The sequence below is a fragment of the Ruegeria sp. SATB045 genome (assembly GCF_059613525.1).
In genome coordinates this window covers 84,133-105,561 of record NZ_JBXWSR010000018.1, presented here as the reverse complement: position 1 = coordinate 105,561, position 21,429 = coordinate 84,133, and the positions used below count along the sequence as shown (strand labels likewise).

General features: G+C 59.1%; 20 protein-coding genes. 5 read left to right on the top strand and 15 right to left on the bottom strand.

Going from position 1 to position 21,429, the window contains the following annotated elements:
• Window positions 1-10 precede the first annotated feature (10 nt).
• The 7 genes from AC2FNR_RS05275 to AC2FNR_RS05245 form a co-directional block, all read right to left on the bottom strand.
• Window positions 11-991 (bottom strand): alcohol dehydrogenase catalytic domain-containing protein, encoded by a 981-nt coding sequence (locus AC2FNR_RS05275; RefSeq protein WP_496848307.1) that lies wholly within the window; start codon window positions 989-991, stop codon window positions 11-13.
• Complete coding sequence (locus tag AC2FNR_RS05270; RefSeq protein WP_496848334.1) at window positions 988-1,749, bottom strand: SDR family NAD(P)-dependent oxidoreductase; 762 nt, start codon at window positions 1,747-1,749, stop codon at window positions 988-990. The genes AC2FNR_RS05275 and AC2FNR_RS05270 overlap by 4 nt, the downstream gene beginning before the upstream one ends.
• Window positions 1,742-3,049, bottom strand: a complete 1,308-nt coding sequence (hisD, locus tag AC2FNR_RS05265) for a histidinol dehydrogenase (RefSeq protein ID WP_480868028.1) — start codon at window positions 3,047-3,049, stop codon at window positions 1,742-1,744. The genes AC2FNR_RS05270 and hisD overlap by 8 nt, the downstream gene beginning before the upstream one ends.
• 12 nt (window positions 3,050-3,061) lie before the next feature.
• The gene (locus AC2FNR_RS05260) at window positions 3,062-4,390 is read right to left on the bottom strand and encodes a TRAP transporter large permease (protein WP_496848306.1); all 1,329 of its coding nucleotides are present in this window, start codon (window positions 4,388-4,390) and stop codon (window positions 3,062-3,064) included.
• A gap of 11 nt (window positions 4,391-4,401) precedes the next feature.
• Window positions 4,402-4,914, bottom strand: coding sequence for a TRAP transporter small permease (locus AC2FNR_RS05255; protein WP_170356150.1), 513 nt, complete (start codon window positions 4,912-4,914; stop codon window positions 4,402-4,404).
• 112 nt (window positions 4,915-5,026) lie between these two features.
• Complete coding sequence (locus AC2FNR_RS05250) at window positions 5,027-6,172, bottom strand: TRAP transporter substrate-binding protein (protein ID WP_496848305.1); 1,146 nt, start codon at window positions 6,170-6,172, stop codon at window positions 5,027-5,029.
• Window positions 6,173-6,196: 24 nt separating this feature from the next.
• A complete protein-coding gene (locus tag AC2FNR_RS05245) occupies window positions 6,197-6,382 on the bottom strand; it encodes a hypothetical protein (protein WP_170356148.1) in 186 nt (61 codons plus the stop codon).
• Window positions 6,383-6,520: 138 nt separating this feature from the next.
• Between AC2FNR_RS05245 and AC2FNR_RS05240 the strand changes: the two genes are divergently transcribed.
• Window positions 6,521-7,546 (top strand): LacI family DNA-binding transcriptional regulator, encoded by a 1,026-nt coding sequence (locus AC2FNR_RS05240; protein WP_170356147.1) that lies wholly within the window; start codon window positions 6,521-6,523, stop codon window positions 7,544-7,546.
• Here AC2FNR_RS05240 and AC2FNR_RS05235 read toward each other — a convergent pair.
• Entirely contained in the window at window positions 7,543-8,514 is a 972-nt protein-coding gene (locus tag AC2FNR_RS05235) for a LysR family transcriptional regulator (protein ID WP_496848304.1), read from the bottom strand. The two genes, AC2FNR_RS05240 and AC2FNR_RS05235, sit on opposite strands and share 4 nt — an antisense overlap.
• A gap of 88 nt (window positions 8,515-8,602) precedes the next feature.
• Window positions 8,603-11,038: a GcvT family protein gene (locus tag AC2FNR_RS05230; RefSeq protein ID WP_496848303.1), complete on the bottom strand. Its 2,436-nt coding sequence runs from the start codon at window positions 11,036-11,038 to the stop codon at window positions 8,603-8,605.
• 183 nt (window positions 11,039-11,221) lie between these two features.
• Here AC2FNR_RS05230 and AC2FNR_RS05225 point away from each other — a divergent pair, with 183 nt between their 5' ends.
• Together AC2FNR_RS05225 and AC2FNR_RS05220 are read left to right on the top strand one after the other, a co-directional pair.
• Window positions 11,222-12,739: a trimethylamine methyltransferase family protein gene (locus AC2FNR_RS05225; protein WP_496848302.1), complete on the top strand. Its 1,518-nt coding sequence runs from the start codon at window positions 11,222-11,224 to the stop codon at window positions 12,737-12,739.
• A gap of 60 nt (window positions 12,740-12,799) precedes the next feature.
• On the top strand, window positions 12,800-13,768 hold the full coding sequence (locus tag AC2FNR_RS05220) for an agmatinase (protein ID WP_496848301.1): 969 nt from the start codon (window positions 12,800-12,802) through the stop codon (window positions 13,766-13,768).
• On the opposite strand, the gene AC2FNR_RS05215 is transcribed toward AC2FNR_RS05220, so the two are convergent.
• The 5 genes from AC2FNR_RS05215 to AC2FNR_RS05195 all read right to left on the bottom strand — a co-directional run bounded on the left by AC2FNR_RS05215 (window position 13,765) and on the right by AC2FNR_RS05195 (window position 19,055).
• The gene (locus tag AC2FNR_RS05215; RefSeq protein WP_496848300.1) at window positions 13,765-14,739 is read right to left on the bottom strand and encodes an arginase family protein; all 975 of its coding nucleotides are present in this window, start codon (window positions 14,737-14,739) and stop codon (window positions 13,765-13,767) included. The two genes, AC2FNR_RS05220 and AC2FNR_RS05215, sit on opposite strands and share 4 nt — an antisense overlap.
• A 51-nt stretch (window positions 14,740-14,790) precedes the next feature.
• Window positions 14,791-16,380 (bottom strand): ABC transporter permease, encoded by a 1,590-nt coding sequence (locus tag AC2FNR_RS05210; RefSeq protein ID WP_480868038.1) that lies wholly within the window; start codon window positions 16,378-16,380, stop codon window positions 14,791-14,793.
• A complete protein-coding gene (locus AC2FNR_RS05205; RefSeq protein WP_170356140.1) occupies window positions 16,373-17,410 on the bottom strand; it encodes a quaternary amine ABC transporter ATP-binding protein in 1,038 nt (345 codons plus the stop codon). Before AC2FNR_RS05205 ends, AC2FNR_RS05210 begins: the two co-directional genes overlap by 8 nt.
• Before the next feature lie 84 nt (window positions 17,411-17,494).
• Window positions 17,495-18,445, bottom strand: a complete 951-nt coding sequence (locus tag AC2FNR_RS05200) for an ABC transporter substrate-binding protein (RefSeq protein WP_170356139.1) — start codon at window positions 18,443-18,445, stop codon at window positions 17,495-17,497.
• Between the two features lie 232 nt (window positions 18,446-18,677).
• The gene (locus AC2FNR_RS05195) at window positions 18,678-19,055 is read right to left on the bottom strand and encodes a winged helix-turn-helix transcriptional regulator (protein ID WP_170356138.1); all 378 of its coding nucleotides are present in this window, start codon (window positions 19,053-19,055) and stop codon (window positions 18,678-18,680) included.
• Between the two features lie 113 nt (window positions 19,056-19,168).
• On the opposite strand from AC2FNR_RS05195, the gene AC2FNR_RS05190 reads away from it, so the two are divergent.
• Window positions 19,169-19,777 (top strand): NAD(P)H-dependent oxidoreductase, encoded by a 609-nt coding sequence (locus AC2FNR_RS05190; RefSeq protein WP_170755048.1) that lies wholly within the window; start codon window positions 19,169-19,171, stop codon window positions 19,775-19,777.
• Entirely contained in the window at window positions 19,764-20,480 is a 717-nt protein-coding gene (locus AC2FNR_RS05185) for a glutathione S-transferase family protein (RefSeq protein WP_170755046.1), read from the top strand. The genes AC2FNR_RS05190 and AC2FNR_RS05185 overlap by 14 nt, the downstream gene beginning before the upstream one ends.
• A 5-nt stretch (window positions 20,481-20,485) precedes the next feature.
• Here the strand turns inward: AC2FNR_RS05185 and AC2FNR_RS05180 are convergent, their stop codons facing one another.
• Window positions 20,486-21,355 carry a LysR family transcriptional regulator gene (locus AC2FNR_RS05180; protein ID WP_496848299.1) on the bottom strand — a complete coding sequence of 290 codons (870 nt, stop codon included), beginning with the start codon at window positions 21,353-21,355 and terminating at the stop codon, window positions 20,486-20,488.
• Window positions 21,356-21,429: the final 74 nt, after the last annotated feature.

The window sequence follows — 21,429 nt, the reverse complement described above, 5'->3', positions numbered from 1 at the left end:
TCTGGCGCGGTCAGTGCTCCGGTGCGAGGATGATTTTCGGCGCGGCGACCATTCCCCGACGCAGATCCCGAAACGCCCGGCCCCCCTCTGACATCGGCCGCTCCTCAACCCAGTCCAAAGCACCCAGCCGTCCATCGAAAATAGCCGCAGCCGTTTGGCGAAAATCCTCAGCCGTATAGGTATAGGTGCCGATAAATGTGATCTCCTGCAAGGTCATGCGGCGAATATCCAAACCTCCGGCACCCTCGCCAAGTCCGACATGAACCATGACCCCACCAGATTGCGTCAACGCCGACGCAGTAGCGCGCGTCGCCGCAAACCCCACTGCATCGATCACCAGAGGGAAGGTTTCTGACGTTTCAGAGACTACGTCGAATGCCCGCAAATTCAGCAAATATGCCCGTCGCAGCGCGTTCGGTTCAACTATGACGACATCCTGCACGCCCATCGCCTGCAGGGCCAAAGCTGCGGCCAGTCCGATCGCCCCCCCGCCCACAACAAGAGCGCGACGCTCCATCGCTGGGTGCAAGGCTTCCAACCCCAGCCGCACGGCATGCCAACTGACCGCCAACGGCTCGGCCAAAGCCGCGCGCGACAAAGGAATATCATCTGGCACATCGACCAAATTGCGTTCGGGCATTGAGATAAATTGGGCAAATGCGCCCTCTCGTGGCGGCATTGAAATGATCTGGCGGTTTTGACACAGGTTTTCCCGCCCCGCTTCGCACACCGCGCACGTGCCGCACGTGACCAGAGGGTTGACCGTCACCCGCGCCCCGTCGCGTGGTCCACTAACGATCACGCCTGCCGCCTCATGCCCCAGGATCAATGGCGCGGGACGTCTGGCATCATGTCCCAGATAGGCATGCATGTCCGATCCGCAAATACCCACGGCTTCGACACGGATCAGCTGTTCCTCTGGTCCGGGAACTGTGTCCGGAACATCCCGGAATTCAAGGTGTTCAACCCCCTCATAAACCAGAGCTTTCATTTCGCAGTAAACCCCCCATCGACCATCAGCACCTGCCCGGTGACGTAGCTGGACGCTTCTGAGCACAAGAACAAGATCGGCCCGTCGATATCCTCCACCCGCCCATTACGCCCGATACAGGTCTGCGCGGCGTTGCGCGCGGCGCGGTCAGGGTCGTCGAACACGGCCTGAGTCAGCTCGGTCGGAAAGAACCCCGGTCCGATGGCATTGGCGGTGATGCCATGTGGCGACCATGCCTCTGCCATGGCACGGGTCAGCTGCCCGATCCCGGCCTTTGACGCCCCATACGCAATCCCACCTGGAAAGGCCCGCGTGGTCTGCAGTGAAGCAAAGTTGACAATGCGCCCCCAACCTTTCGCCTTCATTGCGGGCACCAATGCCTGGCTTAGGAAAAAAGGCGCGCTCAGGTTCAGCGCCAGCGTCGCGTCCCAACCATCAGGCGTGACTTCATCCGCCACCTCGCGGGTGTTGATCCCGGCAGCATGGATGACGATGTCAGGCGCGCCGAATGCCAAGCTGATCTGTTCAACCAGCCTTCCAAGCCCCGCACGGTCGGCCACATCAGCTGTCACTGTCGCGCCCTTGTCGCCAAGTTCGGCTTTCAGTCCTGCCAACGCCTCTGCCCGGCGCGCGACGCCCACTACCCGTGCCCCAGCGGCGGCCAGAGCCTGCGCCGCCCGTCGGCCCAGGCCCGAGCTTGCCCCGGTGACGCAAGCCACCCGCCCGGTCAGGTCAAACAACGCGCGCGGGTCATCCATCTGCGGACAGGTCGAATTGCTCATCGGGGAAATACTTCGCCAACCGCACATCAGCCGCGCGGGCGTGGCCCTCCATCCCTTCCAGACGGGAAATGCGAGCGGTCGCAATGGCGATGGGCTTCGATCCCTCGCGCGTTGCGCGTTGCCACGTGACGATCTTCATGTATTTGTGGACACTCAACCCCCCAGTATAACTGGCCGCGCCGGACGTCGGCAGGACGTGATTGGTGCCAGTAGCCTTGTCGCCATAAGACACTGTCGTCTCTTCGCCCAGAAACAGAGACCCATAGCAGGTCAGCCGGTCCAGCCACCAATCCAAATCCTCGGCCTGCACAGTCAGGTGTTCAGGCGCATAGGAGTCAGAACAGGCGGCCATTTCTTCGCGATCGGCGCACAGGATCACCTCGGCATAGTCGCGCCACGCGGCCGAGGCGTTTTCGCGGTTCAGTTCCGGAAGGTCTTCGATCAGTGAAGGAACCAGTTGCATCACTTTCTCGGCCAATGGTCGATCATCCGTCACCAGCCAGACGGGTGAATTGTATCCGTGCTCGGCCTGACTGACCAAATCGGTCGCGACCACATGCGCGTCAGCGCTGCTGTCGGCAAGGATCAGACTGTCTGTGGGACCGGCGATCATGTCGATGCCGACCTTGCCATAGAGGATGCGCTTGGCCTCGGCTACGAACTGATTGCCCGGGCCCACAAGGATATTCGCGCGCGGCAGGCCGAACAGGCCATAGGTCATCGCCGCCACGCCTTGCACACCGCCCATGGCCAGAATGCTGTCTGCCCCACAGATATGCGCGGCATAGACAATGGCTGGCGCCACTCCTTCACCGGGGCGCGGCGGCGAACAGGCTGTGATATGACGACAACCCGCCACTTTGGCCGTGGTCACGGTCATGATCGCGCTGGCGATATGGCTATACCGCCCGCCCGGCACATAACACCCCGCCGCGTCCACCGGGATCGCTTTTTGCCCGGCGATGACGCCCGGCACGATCTCGACCTCGACATCTGATACGGTCGCTTTCTGAGCCTCTGCAAAGCGGCGCACATTGTCATGAGCAAAGCGGATATCAGCCTTCAGCTTTTCGGGCACCAACGCGATGGCCGCATCAATCTCGGCCTGTGTCATCAGCACATTGCCGTCGAACTTGTCAAACTTGGCGGCGTATTCCAGCGCCTTGGCATCACCACCCGCCTCGATATCGGCCAGGATTGTCTTGACCGTGTCGTGCACTTCGGACGCATGAGATTGCGCCGTCAATGTCGCCTTTTTCAAATAGTCACGGGGCATGGTCAGCAGGTCCTATTGGTAGATTTCAGGAAGCAAGGTGGTCGAAACCGCCGGTACATAGGCGATCAGGATTACCACGATCAGCATGGTCAGAACAAAGGGCACGGCGCGCGCCGCAATTTTTAGAATTGATTCTCCGGTTATCCCGGAAACAACGAACAGGTTCAGACCCAACGGCGGGGTGATAAAGCCCACACCCAATGCGGTGATCATCATGATGCAGAACTGAATCTCGTTCATGCCGATATTGTCCGCCAGCGGTTTCAGGATCGGGGCGAGGATCACGATATTTGGCGTCGTCTCCATCACACAGCCTGCCGCGATGAGGATACCGATCATCAGCAGGATCAGCAGATACGGATCATCGGTCAGCGAGGTCACGGCCGTCACGAACCCCTGCGGTACGCCCATGATCGCCAGTGCCTCGGCCAGCGGGGCCGAGAAGGCGATGATCGGCAGGATCACCCCGTTCACCTTGGCGGAACTGACCAGCATCGACGGGAAATCAGCCAACGTCAGCGTCCGCAGGATGAAGCCCATGATGATGGTGACAACCACGGCGGTCGCGCCGGCTTCGGTCGGGGTCAGGCGGCCTGAGAAGATGCCGTAGAAGATGATCCCCGGAACGATGAACGCGTACCAGCCGGATTTCAGCGCCTTGCCCAGATTGGCCAACCACTCGCCCATTGTCATCATGCCGCCGCCTTCATAGGCATAAATGCGGTTCATGATGATGTTGGTCACAAGGATCGAGATCAAGATGGCCAGACCGGGGATAAGCGCCGCCAGAAACAGGGTGGACGCGGATATGCCCAGCACCAGACCGATGATGATATAGGCAATCGAAGGCGGGATCAGGATACCGGTACAGGCCCCGGCAGCCACCAGCGCACAGGCATAGGGGCGAGGATAGCCGCTTTCGACCAGCCGGTTGATCGTCATTCGGCCCACGGCAGCAGCACCCGCCGCGTCCGAGCCCGAGATTGCCGCGAACATGCCGCAGACCAGAACGGTGGCCGACCCAAAGCCACCCTTGGCGAAACACGTCAACGCCTCGGCCACGTCCAGGAACTTTCGCGACAGCCCGGTGCGGACCAGCACGTCGCCGGTCAGGATGAACAGCGGCACGGCGGTCAGGGCAAAGGCGTCGATGCCGGTGAACAGGCTTTCGCCCACAAGGCTTAACGGCAGGTCGCCGGACATGACCAGCATCACGATGGCGGCAGTGCCGATGGCCGCCCAGACGGGCACAGCCAAGGCAATCAGGCCAACGAACAGGATCACAGGCAGGTAGAAATCCCACCCAAGTTCAACAGTTTGATTGAGAGAACCCCAAAGCATCGCGTGTCCCCTCAGTCAAACAGCTTGTCGCCTTCGAAGACGGGCGTACCGTCCCTCAGGCATTTCAAATCGCGCATCAGTGACTGGATCAGACGCCAGATCATCAGCGCAAAACCGGTGGGCACGGCCATCAGGAACCACACCTTCGATACCCGCAGCCCGTCCGTCACCGAACCGAACTTGGCCGAAACATGCACCGCCTCATACGACCAGTAGAGCGCGATGATCGCCACGCCGAACATCACCAGATCGCCAAAGATATACAGCAGCGCCTTGGGCCGCGGCCCAAGGTAATGCATGATCACGTCGATGCGGATATGGGCGCGTTCCTTTACGGCTGCTGCCGCACCGATCCACGCAAGGTAGATGAAAGAATAGCGGACGATCTCTTCGCCCCAGATCGACGAGAAAGCGAAAATCTCACGCCGAAGAACCTCGATGGCCATGGTGATGACCAGCATCACGTAGAACACCAGCAGCAGCCAGCGCTCGGCGTTGCGGTCTATGTTTTGAAGTAGGGTCATCTGTTCCCTCGGCAAAAGAGCAACCGGGCCATAGCCTTCTTTGGCGGGCCTGCTTCAGGTCCGGCTGCTTTGAAAGATCGCGGGCTCACTCGCTGCGCCCGCTGCCTGTCTGTTAAGCGTCGTGGACGTAGTATTTGCCCTGCGTGCCTGCGGCCTCGACCAGCTTTTCGAACGCGTCCATCGACCCGGCAAGCTCGGTCTTGAAAGGGTCCCATTCGGCGTTCTGATAGCCGCCGACGCTTTCCCATTCGGCCAATTGATCGGAACTGAGCGAGTGGAACTCGACTCCCGCCTTGTTCAGCTCGGCCATGGCATAGGCGCGGGCCGAGGGCACTTTGGCCAGGTTCTGATGCGCGGTCATTTCCGCACCCCACATGATGCCTTCCTGTACGTCAGGCGGCATCGAGTTGAACCATTCCAGATTGCAGGAATAGACCTGACTGTCCGGAACCGCCTGCGTGAAGGTTACATGGCTGAGGATATCCTTGAAGCCGAACACGAAAAGCGCGCCCACTGACGGGTCCAGCGCATCTGCTACGCCCTGCTTGATGGCCGAGGGGGTCTCACCCCAAGCAACCGGCGTCGGGTTCGCGCCCGCCATACGGTAATATTGCTGCAGCATCTTCGAGCCCGGAACGCGGAACTTCACACCGCTCATGTCGCCCGGCGTAATTATCGCATTGCCACCCTGACGCACCGCAACCACGCGCGGGTCGATCACAACGTAGAACAGCGCCTTGAAGCCGGCCGCCTCGACCTTAGGATGAACTTCGTTCTTCCAGGTGTCGGATGTCACAAGGTTGGTGAACTTCTGGTTCGAGCCGCACAGATACGGCATGTTGATTAGGTCAACGGTCGAGGCAAACGGTGCAAAGTTCGACAGCGAGTGCTGTGCGGCCTGAATTGTACCACCCTGAACCTTCTGAACCAGCGAACCGCCCGCGCCCAACTGCCCGCCGGGGGCTAGTTTGACATAGACCTTGCCGTTTGTAGCGTTCTGGATGTTTTCCTTCAGGTCCAGTTGCATGATTGGATAGCTGCGCGATGCGCCCAGCACATAGGCGGTGGCGATGGTCATCACGTGGTCGGCTGCCTTTTCGCGCTCGCTTTCCTCCTTGGCAGTCTGAGCCGCGGCTTCGGTCGACCACAACACCCCACCGACCCCAGCGACCAGCGCGGCAGTGAATGCGCCCGTGGCACTGAGTTTCAGGAAGTTGCGGCGCTCGGCCGACGCCAGTTCCAGTTTGTCCTTGTTCATTGATTGCCCTCCCAAGCAAAAAAGTCAGCTGTCGCGTTCTGCGTTGCGGTCAGCCTCCTTTTTCAGAATTGCGACAACGAACAGGATCGACGCCGCGAATAGAACCAACATCTCGCCCACGTCTCCTAGGAATGCGCCGCTCGCAAACGCGCCCATCGCAACATTCGCGAAATAGATGACGAACACGATGATAGAGGCAAACAGAAACATATTCCGGGTCCCATGGTGGATTCGGCTCAACCTCACTTGTAAGCGCTTACATGCAAAATGCAAGCGCTTACATATCTGCTTTCCATATCACCTCCATAGATGTACACTCATTGGCAAAGGTGAATTACGGATTTGGAAATGTCGAAACCGCGCTCAGCCCCGACGCTGGATGATGTCGCCAAAATGGCCGGAGTTTCGACCGCGACGGTGTCACGATGCCTGAACAACCCCGATCGCGTTGTCGCCACAACCCGCGAACGGGTTCAGGCCGCCGTTGACGCTTTGGGCTATACCCCCAACTTCGCCGCCCGGGTTATGGCGGCCAAGCGCAGTTTCACCATCGGGGCGATCATTCCGACCATGGAGAATGCTATTTTTGCAAGGGGCCTGCAGGCATTCCAGGAGGAGTTGCATCTGCGCGGTTACACGCTGCTTGTGTCCAGTTCCGCCTACAAACCTGATATTGAAGAAGAACAAATCCGAAAACTGGCTGCGCGGGGTGCGGATGGCCTATTGTTGATCGGCCATGACCGTGACCCAGAGATTTACAAGTATTTGGAAAGCCGCAGAATTCCGACGCTGATCGCGTGGTCTTACCGGCCCAATGCATTGGCACCGTCTATTGGTTTCGATAACCGCAAGGCAATGCGCAACCTTGCAGAGCGCGTGATTGCGGCGGGTCACACCAGAATCGGGATGATTTCGGGGATCAGCGAAGGCAATGATCGCGCCCGGCTAAGAATTGAGGGCGTTCAAGACGCCGCCAACGCGCGCGGTCTAAACCCAGACGGTTTCACAATAGTCGAAACGCCTTACGAAATCGAAAACGGTGGTGCCGCGTTTGCTGAACTTATGGCACAACCTGTCCCACCGACCGCAATCCTGTGCGGCAATGACGTTCTGGCTGTGGGGGCTGTGCGGCGTGCACAAGACATGGGCCTGCGTGTCCCTCAGGATGTATCCATCACCGGATTCGACGATATCGAACTGGCCCGGATCGTCTCTCCGGCATTGACGACAGTGCATGTGCCACATCGTGAAATGGGGCGCAAAGCGGCGCTACAACTGGTTGAGATGGTTGAAACGCAAAGCCCCGGACAAGGCGAGCAACTGGCGACCAATATAGTATCGGGCGGATCACTTGGACCGCCACCCCAAGGTTAAGCGGCCTCGGCCTCCATTGTACGGAAATCATCCTTGAGCCAACTGTGGGTGGCACACATCGGATCGGTGAAGTGCTGACGAATGAGTTTTCCCATGGCCTTTTGGATCAGTGCCGATGTGGTTTCAGGGTAAACTTCGGTTGTGAATAGCGACACCGTGCGAACAAAGTTACGCCCGGGGAACGGCATTGCCTTCACGCTATCGTGGAACCTTTGGGCGCGGTGGAAACACGCGGCGGTCGTAATGGCCCACCCTGCCCCTTCCGCGACCAGACCGATGATGGACTGGTTGCACTCCAACTCGAAACGGTTGGGCAAGTTGTACTTGCTTCGCGCCAGTTGGATTTCGATCTGCTTGCCGATCATGTAGTCCCGAGAATAGCGTAAAAGGGGCAATTGCGCATCCGGCGTGAACAAATCGCTCGCCGTTCCCTCAAAACCAACGGGCAGGATAACGATGAACGGATCCCGCATCAGAGGGTATTCTATCAAACCATCCGTCCGCTCGGACGGGCGCGTGGCGACCCCTGCATCCAGCTTGTGTTCCTGCAGCTTCGCGATGATCTCATGGCTGGGCCGGGTGAAATGGCGGAAGTTACAGCGCGGTAGGGCCTGGGCCAGAAACCGGAACAGATCTGGTGCGATCTGATTGTCAAAATCGTCGATCAGTGCCAACCGTAAATCTGTAGCGTGCCGCCAGTTTCCTGTGCGGATTTCAGCTTCACCTCGTTTCAACGTGGTAAGCCCGTCGCGCACATAACGCGAAAAGACCTCGCCAGCCGGGGTTAGACCCATCGGACGTCGACTGTGATCAACCAATTCGATACCCAATGCCTTTTCAAGACTGCGCAAGTGATTTGACACAGTACTGATCGACAAACCGGTTTCCGACGCAACTTGCTGAATAGACCCGGATTTGGCGATCAACTGAAAGACTTCCAGCCAGCGCAAGCTCAGGGTTTTGGACACGAGGACCACCTACAGTTTCGATTACTTCGAAACTATCGAACCAGAGAATGATCCCCAGAGCAATCCGGAAGTTGCGCTTGTATCGCGTTCAGGATTTGATCCGACCGAAATCCGGATCGTAAGGCGACGGTGCAATCACAACCGCCGACACACGCTCACCGCATCGGTCCAACTCCATTTCCGACCCGACGTCTGCCAGCCCGGGATCAACAAAAGCATGGGCAAGGTTCAGTCCAATCCGATGCCCCCATTCACCCGAAGTGATCGTTCCGATGACCTCATTTCCCCGCATCAGCGAAGCGCCGGGATGCGCCGGGCCTTGATCCGTCTGAACCTGCAGCGCCACCAATTTCCGGCGCGGGCCCTCGGCCTGTCGCTGGAGCAAGGCATGGCGTCCAATGAAATCGCCCTTGTCCAGCCTGACGAACCGATCCAGCCCGGTTTCGAACGGGTCAAACTCAGTGATCAGATCGGCCTTCCAATGCAGAAAGCTCTTTTCCATGCGCATTGACTCGACCGCGCGCGCGCCGAACAGTTTGAGTCCATGTGCTTCGCCCGCCTGCTGCAATGCCAGATAGGCCACATAAAGCGAGGCATTGGGAACGTGGATTTCATAGGCCAGCTCGCCTGAGAAACTGACACCCATCACAGTCGCCGGGGCGATGCCGATGAAACACTCTCGCACACCAAGCCATGGGAACGCCTCAGCCGACCAGTCCCCACGCGCGCAAGCGCCTAGAACGTCGCGTGCTTTTGGGCCCGCCAAAATCAGGATCGTCTGGTCGTTGGTCAGGCTGCGCAGCTGGACGTCCTCGTCGCTCCGCAAATGGCGGGTCAGCCAGTCCATGTCGTGGAACTCGCTGGCTGCTGCCGAGCCGTACCAGACACGCGCTGGCCCCCGGTCGCTGGCGGGAAGATTGGCCACGGTCGCCTCAGCCTTGACCATACCATGGTGGTTCAGCAGATAGCCCAGCCCCACGCGTCCGTCGCGCTTTGTCACAGACCCACAGAACATCCGATCAAGAAACGCATGACGGTCCGCGCCGGCGATCTCGATCCGGTTGAAACCGTTCACTTCGGCCAGCCCCACGTTGGTTTGGACATTGGCAACCTCGGCGGCCACCAGATCGAAGGTTTCGTCAAAATCGAAACTGTGAATGGGCGCGAAATCGGGCGATGGCTTGATGTAATCCACCCTTTCCCACCCGTTCACGACGGTAAACTCGGCCCCCTCCGCCGCCAGAACCGGGGTCAGAGGGGTCGTCTTGGCGGGTCGCCCTGCGGGGCGGTGTTCATGTGGGAAGTGAAAGCGGAACTCGTTCTGATAATCCTCAATAGCCTTCAGCGCGGTCAGTTCGACATTCGCGTGCCCCGTGAACCGACGCGGATCAAGGCACCACGTGTCATAGCACGCCTCACCATGCACGATCTGTTGCGCCAGCAGCCAGCCGTGGCCGCCACCTTCGCCAAGCCCCGCCCGCAGACCGATGATACAGAACGCATTGCGCTTGCCCGGGATCGGCCCGACCAGAGGCGCACCGTCAATCGTATAGGTGATCGGGCCATTGACCACCGTATGCACGCCCACCTCCATCAGCGCGGGCATCCGGGCAAAAGCGCCTTCCAGCACATCCGTCACCCGGTCCAGATCGTCAGGGCAGAGCGCGTTGACGAAATTCGGGTCAATCCCGTCCATGCCCCAGGTCTTGCAGTCCTGCTCATAGAACCCCAGCAGCAGCCCGTTCTTTTCCTGCCGGCAGTAATAATCGCTGATCGGGCACCGCAGCAGCGGCATCCTGTGTCCCGCATCGCGAATGGCCGGAATCTCTTCGGTCAGGAAATACTGATGCTCCATCGAGGCGACGGGATGATGCACCCCCATCATTGCGCCCACCTCATTCACGCGATAGCCGCCCGCGTTCACGACAATATCGCAGTCGATATCGCCCTTTTCGGTCAGCACCGTCCATGTGTCGTCAGCGTGTTGTTTCAGCCCGATGACCGGCGTGTTGCGATATACCTCGGCCCCGGCCTTGCGCGCCCGCCGCGCCAGCGCCTGACACAACTGCGCGGGGTCGATATCCCCATCCATCGGATCCCAAAGCCCGCCGATCAGGTTCTCGGTCGAGATCAGAGGGTGACGACGCGCGCATTCCTCGGCGTCTATCACCTCGAACTGCACGTCCATTCCGCGCGCCATAGAGGCGAATTGACGGTACCCCTGCATCTGCGCTTCGGTATTTGCAAGACGGATACCGCCGTCGCCATGGTGGTAGTTGATGGGATAGTCCGGGTCGTCGGCCAGTTCCTTGTACAGCCGGATCGAGTGCGATTTCAGCCCGACCATCGTCTGGTTCATCCCGAAATTCGTCACCTGCGCAGCCGAATGCCACGTGGTGCCCGAGGTCAGCTCGTTCCGCTCCACCAGAACCACGTCGCTCCACCCCTCCTGCGTCAGGTGATAGAGGGTCGAACAGCCCGCGATCCCGCCTCCGATGACAACGACCTTGGTGCGTGATTTCATGGGCGCGGCTCCTGTTCTGTTCCGCCCAAGTCTTGCGGAACAATGCGCGCGCACGACAAGTCGCCCGGCGCTTGTATTGAAAAATCGAAACCGCGATTGCGGATTCTGCAAATTGCACTTCGCCTTTGCGTGGGGCGCAATGTGGCGCTTAGGTTTCGGGAAAAGCAACGGGAAAGGAACCGGATGAGCACGGGCAGCAAACGAAGCGGCAGACGCGCCCGGCACGCGCAGCGCGCGGCCGCCCCCGTGATTGATCCCTGCCCGCCCGGCCAGATCGGCGGGGCCTTCAAGCCGCTGATAGACGTCGAGATCGCGCAAATTTACTACACCGCCCTGCGCCTGTTAGAAACCCTGGGGATGGGCGAGGTGCCGGATCGGCTGGCCGGCGACCTGCGGGCTGCCGGAGCGCAACCCGGCCCTGACGACCGATTGCTGTTCCCGCGCACCATGGTCGAACAGGCCATTCAATTCGCCCCCAAACAATTCACCTTTCACGGCCGCGATCCCGCGCGTTCGATCGAGGTGGGCGGAGACCGGGTGTATTTCGGTACCGGCGGCGCGGCGGTTCAGACGCTGGATATCGACACGGGGCTATATCGCCCCTCAACCCTGACCGATCTGCATGATTTCACCCGGCTACAGGACACGCTGCCCAATGTCAGCTGGTTCACCCGCTGCTGCGTGGCCACCGATGTGCCCGACAATTTCGATCTGGACGTGAACACAGCCTATGCGCTGGTCCGCAACACGACAAAGCCCATTGCCACCTCCTTCACGCTGGCGGAACACGTCGCGCCCATCATCGACATGCTGGACATCGTGGCCGGTGGTCCCGGCGCATTCGCCGCGCGCCCCTTCCTGAAAGCCCATATCAGCCCGGTCATCTCGCCCCTGCGCTATGGCGAGGATGCGGTGGACGTGGTCTATGAATGCATCGCCCATAACATCCCCATGTCCTGCATCACCGCAGCGCAAGCGGGCGCGACCGCCCCGGCCACGCTGGCCGGGTTTCTGGCGCAATCGCTGGCCGAGACTTTGGCCAGCCTTGTGATGGTCAACACCATCAAACCGGGTTTTCCGATGGTATTCTCCAACTGGCCCTTCATCGTGGACCTGCGCACCGGGTCTTTTGCGGGCGGCAGTGGTGAAACCGCGATCCTGAACGCGGCCTCGGCGCAGATTTCCAACTGGTTGGGGCTGCCCTCGGGTGTGGCGGCCTCGATGACGGATGCCAAGGCGATTGACGCGCAATACGGGGCGGAAAAAGGCATCACCTCACTGGCGGCAGCGCTGGCGGGCGGGAACCTGATCTATGAAAGCTCAGGCATGACCGCATCGTTGCTCGGGGCCAGTTTCGAGGGTTTCGTGCTGGACAATGAGATGCACGCCCACACCTATCGCGCCCTGCGTGGGATCGAAGTGACCGAAGAAAACCTTGGGTTCGAGGCGATCTGCCAATCGGTTCTGGGCGACGGGCATTTTCTGGGCAGCGCCCATACTTATGACGCGATGGAGCGAGATTATTATTACCCCGAAATTGCCGACCGGTCCGAGCCCCGCACTTGGGCGGATGAGGGCGCTAGCGACGCATGGACCACTGCCCGCTCACGTGCCAAAGAAATCCTGGGTACGCACCACCCCCAATACCTGACCCCCGAACAGGATGCAGAAATCCGCGCCCGGTTTCGTATCCTTCATTGACCTTCCCCAAGCCTCCTCCGGCGGCTAGGGTCGGCTTAAATACACAGGAATGAGGCCCCGATGACCGATCCCTTCTTTCAGCCCGTCTCGGCCATGGAACTGGCACGATTTGCCGGCGTGCCGACCTTTATGCGCTTGCCGGGCATGACGCTGGATCACGCGCGGATCACTGAGGTTGATATCGGGCTGGTCGGCATCCCCTGGGACGGGGGCACCACGAACCGCCCCGGCGCGCGCCACGGGCCGCGCCAGTTGCGGGATTACTCGACCATGATCCGCGCGATGAACCCGGTGACCGGGGTTGCACCCTTTGCGATGATGAACTGCGCCGATCTGGGCGACGTGGCTCCGAACCCGGTGGATATCGAAGACACGCTTAACCGCGTGACCTCGTTCTACACCGGCCTGACCTCGCGCGGCATCACCCCCCTGACCGCCGGAGGTGATCATCTGACCACCCTGCCCGTCCTGCGCGCGCTGGCCAAATCCGGCCCGCTGGGACTGATCCAGTTCGACAGCCATACCGACCTGTTCGACAGCTATTTCGGCGGGCACAAATTCACGCACGGCACCCCCTTCCGGCGCGCGGTCGAAGAAGGCTTGGTCGATCCCAAACGCTTTGTTCAGGTTGGCATTCGCGGCACCGCCTATAACACCGAGGATATCGAATGGGGCGAAGCGCAGGGCATCCGCATCATCCGAATCGAAGAGTTGTTCGACCGGGGCATCGGCGATGTGATGGCCGAGGTTCGTAGCATTGTTGGCGACGCGCCGACCTATTGCACCTATGATATCGACTTTGTGGACCCGACATTTGCCCCCGGCACCGGCACGCCCGAGATCGGTGGCCCGAACAGCTTTCAGGCCCAGCAGGTGATCCGCCAGATGGCCGGGGTGAACTTGGTGGGCGCCGATCTGGTCGAGGTTTCACCGCCCTTCGACGCCTCGGGCGGCACCGCGTGGCTGGGGACTTCGCTCATGTTCGAACTGCTCTGCGTATTGGCGCAGGCCGTCGAGGCCCGCCGCTAACGGACGTTTTCGGCGATCATCGAGATCATCTCGAACATCACCGCCGCTGCGGTCAGGGCGGTGATATTGTTGGGGCTGTCCTTGGTGGGCATCATGCAGACTACGTCTCCGCCCACGATATTCAACCCGCGCGCGGCGCGCAAAATCCCCACGGCCTCGTCAATGTCAAAACCCTTCTCGCCGGGCTCCAGATTGGACACCGCAGGCGCGACAGTGGGGTCGAGGCAATCCAGATCAAAGGTGATATAGACCGGCCTGTCGCCCAGCACTTCACGCGTCTGCGCCACCACGTCCTCCAGCCCGCGCTGACGGAACTCGCGCATGGTGACGATGTTGTAGCCATAGTCATAAGACGGCTGCAGCCAGTCCAGACTGCGCGGATGACCCCGTAGACCGATCTGCATGGATCGCGTCGGGTCGACCTGCCCCTGATCGACCAGATAGGCCCCCCAATGGGCGGCGGATTTCTTGGCACCCAGGAAGTGATCGACCTTGGTGAACACATCCGTATGCGCATCCAGATGCAAGAAGCTGACGGGCTCTCCCCCGGCCAGTTGACCACGCCCCAGCGCCTGCACGATGCCGCCCGTAATCGAGTGATCTCCACCCACCGACACAGGCCGCGCGCCTGCTGCGTCGATGTCTTTGTAAAAGGTCGTAACACGCTCGATGCAGTCCTCGTTGTCATTCGCGCGCGGAAAGGGCACGTCGCCCACATCGGCGATCTTGGCGCTGCTCCACGGGTCGATTTCGAACACCGAGTGCACCCGCCGCTGCACCGCCGAGACATGGCGCAGCGCGCGCGGACCCAAGTGCTGATCCCGCTCGGTCGTGCCGTTTCCGGTGGAATGCGGGACGCCGACAAGCGCAATGTCCTGCCCATCGGGGCCGGTATTGGGACAGCGAAACAGGGTCGGCACGCCCCACCAATACAGGTTATCCATCATCGACTGTTCATAGCGGTCGGTCATCTGCATCCCCTTAAATAAAAAACGCCCCCGGCTGGCGGGGGCGTTTTGTGTTTAGATTTTCTCGTCTTCTCGCCGGAAGGCCCCCTGCACGATCCGGTCGATGACCATGGCACAGAACAGGATGGCAAAGCCGCCCAACAGACCCGGACCCTTGGCCGCATATTGCAGCGCTTCAAGGATTTCCTTGCCCAGACCGCCGCCGCCGATCAGCGAGATGATCACCACCATCGACAGACACATTAGGATCGTCTGGTTCACCCCAGTCATGATCGAAGGCAGCGCCAGCGGGATCTCCACATCCTTCAGCAACTGCCATTTCGATGCACCAAAGGCGACCGCAGCCTCTTTGATGCTGTCGGGCACGCCCCGCATCCCCAGCGCCGTCAGGCGGATCACCGGCGGCATCCCGAAGATGATCGTCGCCAGAATGCCCGGCGGGTTTCCGGTGCCAAAGAAGGCGATGATCGGGATCAGGTAGACAAAGGCCGGTAGCGTCTGCATCAGGTCCAGCACCGGTTCAGCCGCACGGTAAGCCCGTGCAGATTTGCCGAACCAGATGCCCAGAGGAATGCCGATTACCACGCATAACAACACGGCTGCACCTACCAAAGCGACCGTCTCCATTGCGACATCCCAGTAACCCAGAAGTGCGATGTAAGCCAAAGAGGCGGCGGTGAAAATCGCCACACGCGGCCCCGCCGCACGCCACGCGGTGACGCAGATCACCAGCATCACGACCGGCCATGGCGATCCAATCAGTGCAATCGTCAACGCATCCAGGACCGAGCGCACCCCAGCGACGATCCCGTCGAACACGTCCCCGCCCGCAAGGGCTGCGGCGTCGATCTTGGCCTCCATCCAGCTGGCGAGGCTTGAGAACAGCGTGCCGCCATCTTCGCCCAGAAACAAGGCCGAGACCTCTTTCTCCGGGAACGCATCCAGCATCGCGAGCGAAGCGTTGACGGTGAATTTATAGACGATCAGAGGCCCGATTGCGGCAATCAGAACGGCGCCCAGAACCGTGTTGCGCGTAGAGCGCCCGCTTTCAGTGCTGTCGGGATCAATCCGCCAGCGCGAATACTGCTTTTCGTAGATGCGGTCCGCATAAAGCCCCTGCACAAGCTTGAACACCAGCAACATCGCCAAGCCAATCAGCATGATCCCCAGCGATTCCGACTGGGCGGCCGCGGCTTTTTCAAAACTGCTGTCTGCCGCCTTCTGGATATTCTCGGCCAATTTGGTGAACCGGTCGATATCGCCCTGCTCTGTCGCTGCGGCGGCGCGTTCCAGCAGCTCGTTCGCACGGGCTTGCTGGCGTTCGGCACGTTCGGCCATGTCGGCGCCGGGATTGCCCCAGGCCCCGCGTCCGATTTGCACCCACGCGATGATTTCAAGAATCAGGAAGGTCCAGAACATCCCCCAAATCGCGCGCGAGGCGGACCAGAACGGACCCAGCGCCGCCGCCCATTTGTTAAACGTGTTTGGCACCGCGCTTGTCGCATCGTGGATCTTGTGAAAAGCGTTGACGTAGTAATCCCCGTTCGGACCCGCAAATTCGTGGATCGAGCGGTCAAGTGCGTCGCGATCCACCTCGATATCTGAGGCGGCAGTGACTTTCAGTTCGGTGGTTGCGTCAGTCATTTTTGCCCCCCTGAATACCGCGCAGCAGACGCGGCTTGGTCACGACACCCACGTCGCTGCCACCATCCGTAATGATCACCGGCAGTTCAGTGTTAACGGCCAGATCAATCAACTGGTCCAGATCAGCACCTTCATCGGCACGCGGCGCGCCTTCGGTTGGGCCGGAATAGCTGGCCAGCGGCTCCATGATCGAATGGGCTTTGACCAGTTTCAGTTTGGAAATCCCCTGCACAAATTCGCGCACGTAATCGTCGGCGGGGTTCATAACGATATCTTCGGGCGTGCCAATCTGCACGATCACACCGTCCTTCATGATGGCGATGCGATGGCCGATGCGGATGGCCTCGTCCAAGTCATGCGTGATAAACAGCGTGGTCTTTTTCAGTTGCGCCACCAGCGCCTTGAACTGATCCTGCAACTGCAAGCGGATCAATGGGTCGAGGGCCGAGAACGGCTCATCCATCAACAGAATCTCGGGGTCTGAAGCCAGCGCACGGGCGATGCCAACACGTTGCTGCATCCCGCCCGACAGCTCTTTGGGCAAGCGATCCTCATAGCCTGTCAGGTCTACCAGACCCAGCGCGTGGTCGGACACAGCCCAACGCTTGGATTTCGACACCTTCCGAATCTCTAGCGGGTAAGCCACGTTATCGCGGACCGAGCGGTGCGGCATCAGCGCCATATGCTGAAACACCATCCCGATCTGCTGGGCGCGAATGCGACGCAATTCGGATTCCGAGATTTTTGAGACATCCTGCCCCATGATCTCGATCTTACCCGCAGTCGGTTCGATCAGCCGGTTCACATGTCGAACCAGAGTGGATTTGCCGGACCCTGACAGGCCCATGATGCAGAAAATTTCGCCACGCGGCACCTCGAAGGTTGCGCCCTGCACACCTACGACACAGTTAAAGCGTTCAAGCACCTCGGGTTTTCCAATACCCTCGCTGCGCACAGCCGCCATGGCCTCTTCAGCGCGCGCGCCAAAGATTTTCCAGACATTTTCAAGTTTTACGACAGGTTCGTCCATTTGCCCCTCATATGCGGGGTTTTCCCCGATCTATATGCAAAGGGCCGCCGCGAACTGGTCGCGACGGCCCCCTGGGAATGCGTCTTAGTTGGTCAGCCAGTTCAGAACGGTATCCTCGTTGTTGGCCACCCATTCGCGGGCAAAGTCTGCTGCTTCCACATTGTCCACAGCCAGGGCCTTGCCCATCGCGCTCAGGTCGTCACCCTGCATTTGGTAGTTGCGGAACAGAGCGGCCACCTCGGGGTAGGCGTCTTCCAGCTCCTTGGCGTAGTGAAGGTGCAGCGTGGCGCCGTTCCAGGCCGAGGATGCCTCGGATTTATCCAGCCAGTCGGGATCATCTGTGGGCTGCACGATGGTCCAGGTCGCCGGATCATGGGCGGGCTCTTCCAGAACGGTCAGGTCCTGTGTCACAAAGATGTAGTGCGGGCTGTAGCAGAAGCCGATCCACGGATCGCCGGCCTTGGCGGCGTTGGCCAGATTCGCATAGGCGATGGTTTCTTCGTACTCGGTCAGATCGAAAATCTGATCATAGCCATAGGACTTGGCCCGGATTTTTTCGACCACGGTCGAAGCCCAGCCCGGCGCACCGATCCAAACCTCGGGCGTTCCGTTGCCGTCAGTGTCAAAGATTGCCATCTTGTCCGGATCACTCAGATCGTCGATGGACTTGATGTCATATTTTTCAGCTGTCGCCGTGGGCACACACATGCCCTGCTCGGCCTGAACCGGGTTTTCGTTCATAACCACGGTGCCGTTATCTTTGACATAGGTGTCGTGCAGGTTCTGCTGGTTCGGCATCCAAACCTCGGGGTGGACATGCATCGCGCCAGAATCCATCGCCTCGAACACGATCGGGTTGGTGCCGTTCTGAAGCTCTACGTCCAAGCCCAGGTTTTCTTCGATCACAACTTCAAGGATATGCGCCGTGGCGTTCACCGATGCCCAGTTTGGCACACCGATCACGATATCTGCGGCAAGCGCGGGACCTGCGGCAAGAGCTGCTGCACTTCCCATAAGTGTGGTGAGTTTCTTCATCTGATATCTCCATGTTGGGCGTTCGCGATGCTGTTCTTTCGGCAAATGCCGGTCCCGCACCTTACAAACAGTCTCGGGAAGCTCTAACTCCCCGGATTTTTTGGCCAGCGGCTCGACGCGCCGGATTGGCCAGAAAAGTGAAGCATGGTGACACAACACCCATCAAGCCCTACGGAGGACAAATACATGTATTTGATATCATCGTATATTAGTTTCGAAAATTTCCGAACTATTAACCGATGTCTGAAACGACGGCCGCAGGCAAAGTCTCGCTCCACTTGCTCAAATCGTCCAGAATGCCCAGCGCGCTGCGGCCAAGCTCGGTGACAGAGTATTCGACTGAAACGGGAGATGTCTGTAGCACGTGTCGCTTCACTAAACCTTGTGCCTCAAGCTGACGCAAACGCTCGGTGATCATCTTTTTGCTGGCACCTGCAATCATGCGGGACAAGTCATTGAATCGCACGGGCCCGTCTTTCAGGTGCCATAGGATCGAACCCGTCCACTTACCGCCGATGATCCGCATCCCGCGCTCGACCGAGCAAGGCTCGAGGCAGGCTTCTGCCACTTGTTTTCGCCCCCGATTATCCTGACTGACCTTTGCACGCATGGCATATCCCTTATGAAAAAGAAGGTTACTAAAAGTATACTGGTTGCTTTTTATCTCCGCCACCCCCAACTGCTTCGACACGACATTCCCAAGATTGGAAAAAGGGCATAGACATGAGCAATATCCTGATCCTCAACGGCACACAGCCTTATGAAGCGGCCCCCGGTGCTCTGAACGCCAGCCTGACCGAACAAGCCAGCACCCAGTTGCGCACGCTGGGCCATGATGTCCGGGTGACTACGGTCGCCGAAGGCTATGATGTCGATACAGAAGTCGCGAACCACTTGTGGGCGGACACTGTCATCATGCAATTCCCGGTGAACTGGATGGGCGTGCCGTGGGTCTTCAAGAAATACATGGACGAGGTCTATACCTCGGCCATGGATGGACGGTTTGCGCATGGCGATGGGCGCACCAGTGACGCCCCTAAGTCCAACTACGGTATGGGCGGCGTTTTGCACGACAAAAGCTATATGCTGTCAGTCACGTTCAACGCCCCGGTCGAAGCGTTCGACAACCCGACCGAGCCCTTCTTTGCCGGCGATACCGTAGATGACCTGCTGAAACCGCTGCACCTAACGGCGAAATTCATGGCGATGAAGCCTCTGCCAACTTTTGCCGCGTTTGATGTTATGAAGAACCCGACGATCGAGGCAGATTTTGCCCGATTCCAGACGCATCTGATTTCTACATTCGCCGAGGCAGACGATGTCGCAGCCTGATATTCACCTGTACACCGCAGGAACGATGAACGGTTATAAACCGGTCATTTTTCTGGAAGAGGCCGGAATTCCTTACGACCTCACCCATATCAACTTTTCCAAACAAGAACAAAAAGCGCCAGATTATCTGGCGCTGAATCCCAACGGTAAAATACCGACGATTTATGACCGGTCCGAGGGGCGCGCCATATTCGAAAGCGGCGCGATCCTGTGGCACCTGGCCGAAAAATACGGAAAGTTCCTGCCGGAAGACCCGATCAAACGATCCGAAGTCATGCAATGGGTTTTCTTTCAGGTCGGTCATATCGGGCCCATGATGGGACAGGCGATGTATTTCCAACATATCGCCGCCCCCAATGGGCACGACGAACCGTTCTCCATCCGCCGTTATGTTGATGAAAGCCGCCGCCTGCTAGAGGTTATGGACACACGGCTTGAAGGGCGCGACTGGATCGCCGCAGATGAATACACCATTGCCGATATGATGCTTTACCCGTGGGCGCGGGCCTATGTCTGGGCACGGGTCAAGGTGGACGATCTACCTCATCTGAACGCCTGGTTCGAACGCATCGACGCCCGGCCCGCCGTTCAGAAAGCGTTGACCATTCCCAAGGCAAACCCCCAATTCTGGGACTCAAGCGCCGATGCGTCGGCCTTTGCCAAAGAAAACGCCGCGCGGTTTGCGGGCGACGTCAAAAAATAGAAGCCCTAAGCATCATATGCGAGAATGAGGTGCTCTGCGGCCTCGGTCAGTTCGGGAAAACGTGACCGTTCTTTGACGTACAAAAAGACCTGCCTTTGATCCGGCAGGTCTTTTATCTCGCGAAAGGCGGTGGCTTCGGGAATGAACTCTGCCACCGTTTGAGGCAAGACCGTCGCCCAATTGCCCGTCCTGACCATCGTAATCAAAGAATGTGTGTTGCGGATCGTGATGTCAGCCTGATCAATCGCTTGGTGAAACTGCGGCGACGTGATCAGGTCGCACAGGCTGTTTCGAATGAACGGCACGGTCCCCAGATCGGCAATACACGGGGGTTCAACCTGCCGGATCAGCGGGTGATCGGCAGCACAGACCAGCCCGAACCGGTCTTGTAACAAGGGCTTGGTATGAAAACCGTTCAGCGCGTGATGCCCCGAGGCAATTCCGATATCCGCCTTCCCTTCGACCAATGCATCCAGGACCTGCTGCGTGTCAGTGTCCCGCAGATCAACCTTCGCCCCAGGAAAGCGTTGTATCAGGTGCCTCAGAACACGCGGAAACACCAGCGCGGCGACTGATGGCACCGATGCGATTCGCAGTAACCCCTGCTCGGCCGAAGCTACGGCTTCAATGTCACCTACGGCTTGATCGAACTGACGCACCTGCCTCAACGCAAGCTCAAAAACTTGCTCTCCCAAAGGGGAAAGACGATTCTTGCGTTCGCCTTCGAACAGTTTGCGACCCAAATGGCCTTCAAGTTGCTTAAGTGTCATGGAAACGGCTGACTGAGTTCGCCCCAATCGGTCCGCAGCCTCGGTCAAGTTTCCGGATTGAACCACGGTACAAAAACATCGCAAGGTTTCGATCTTAATCGCCATACTTCAATTTTCCTGAAGTTTTCTTCACCTGTTTGAATTTGACTGATGACAAACGAAAAAGCCATGCTCTGTGT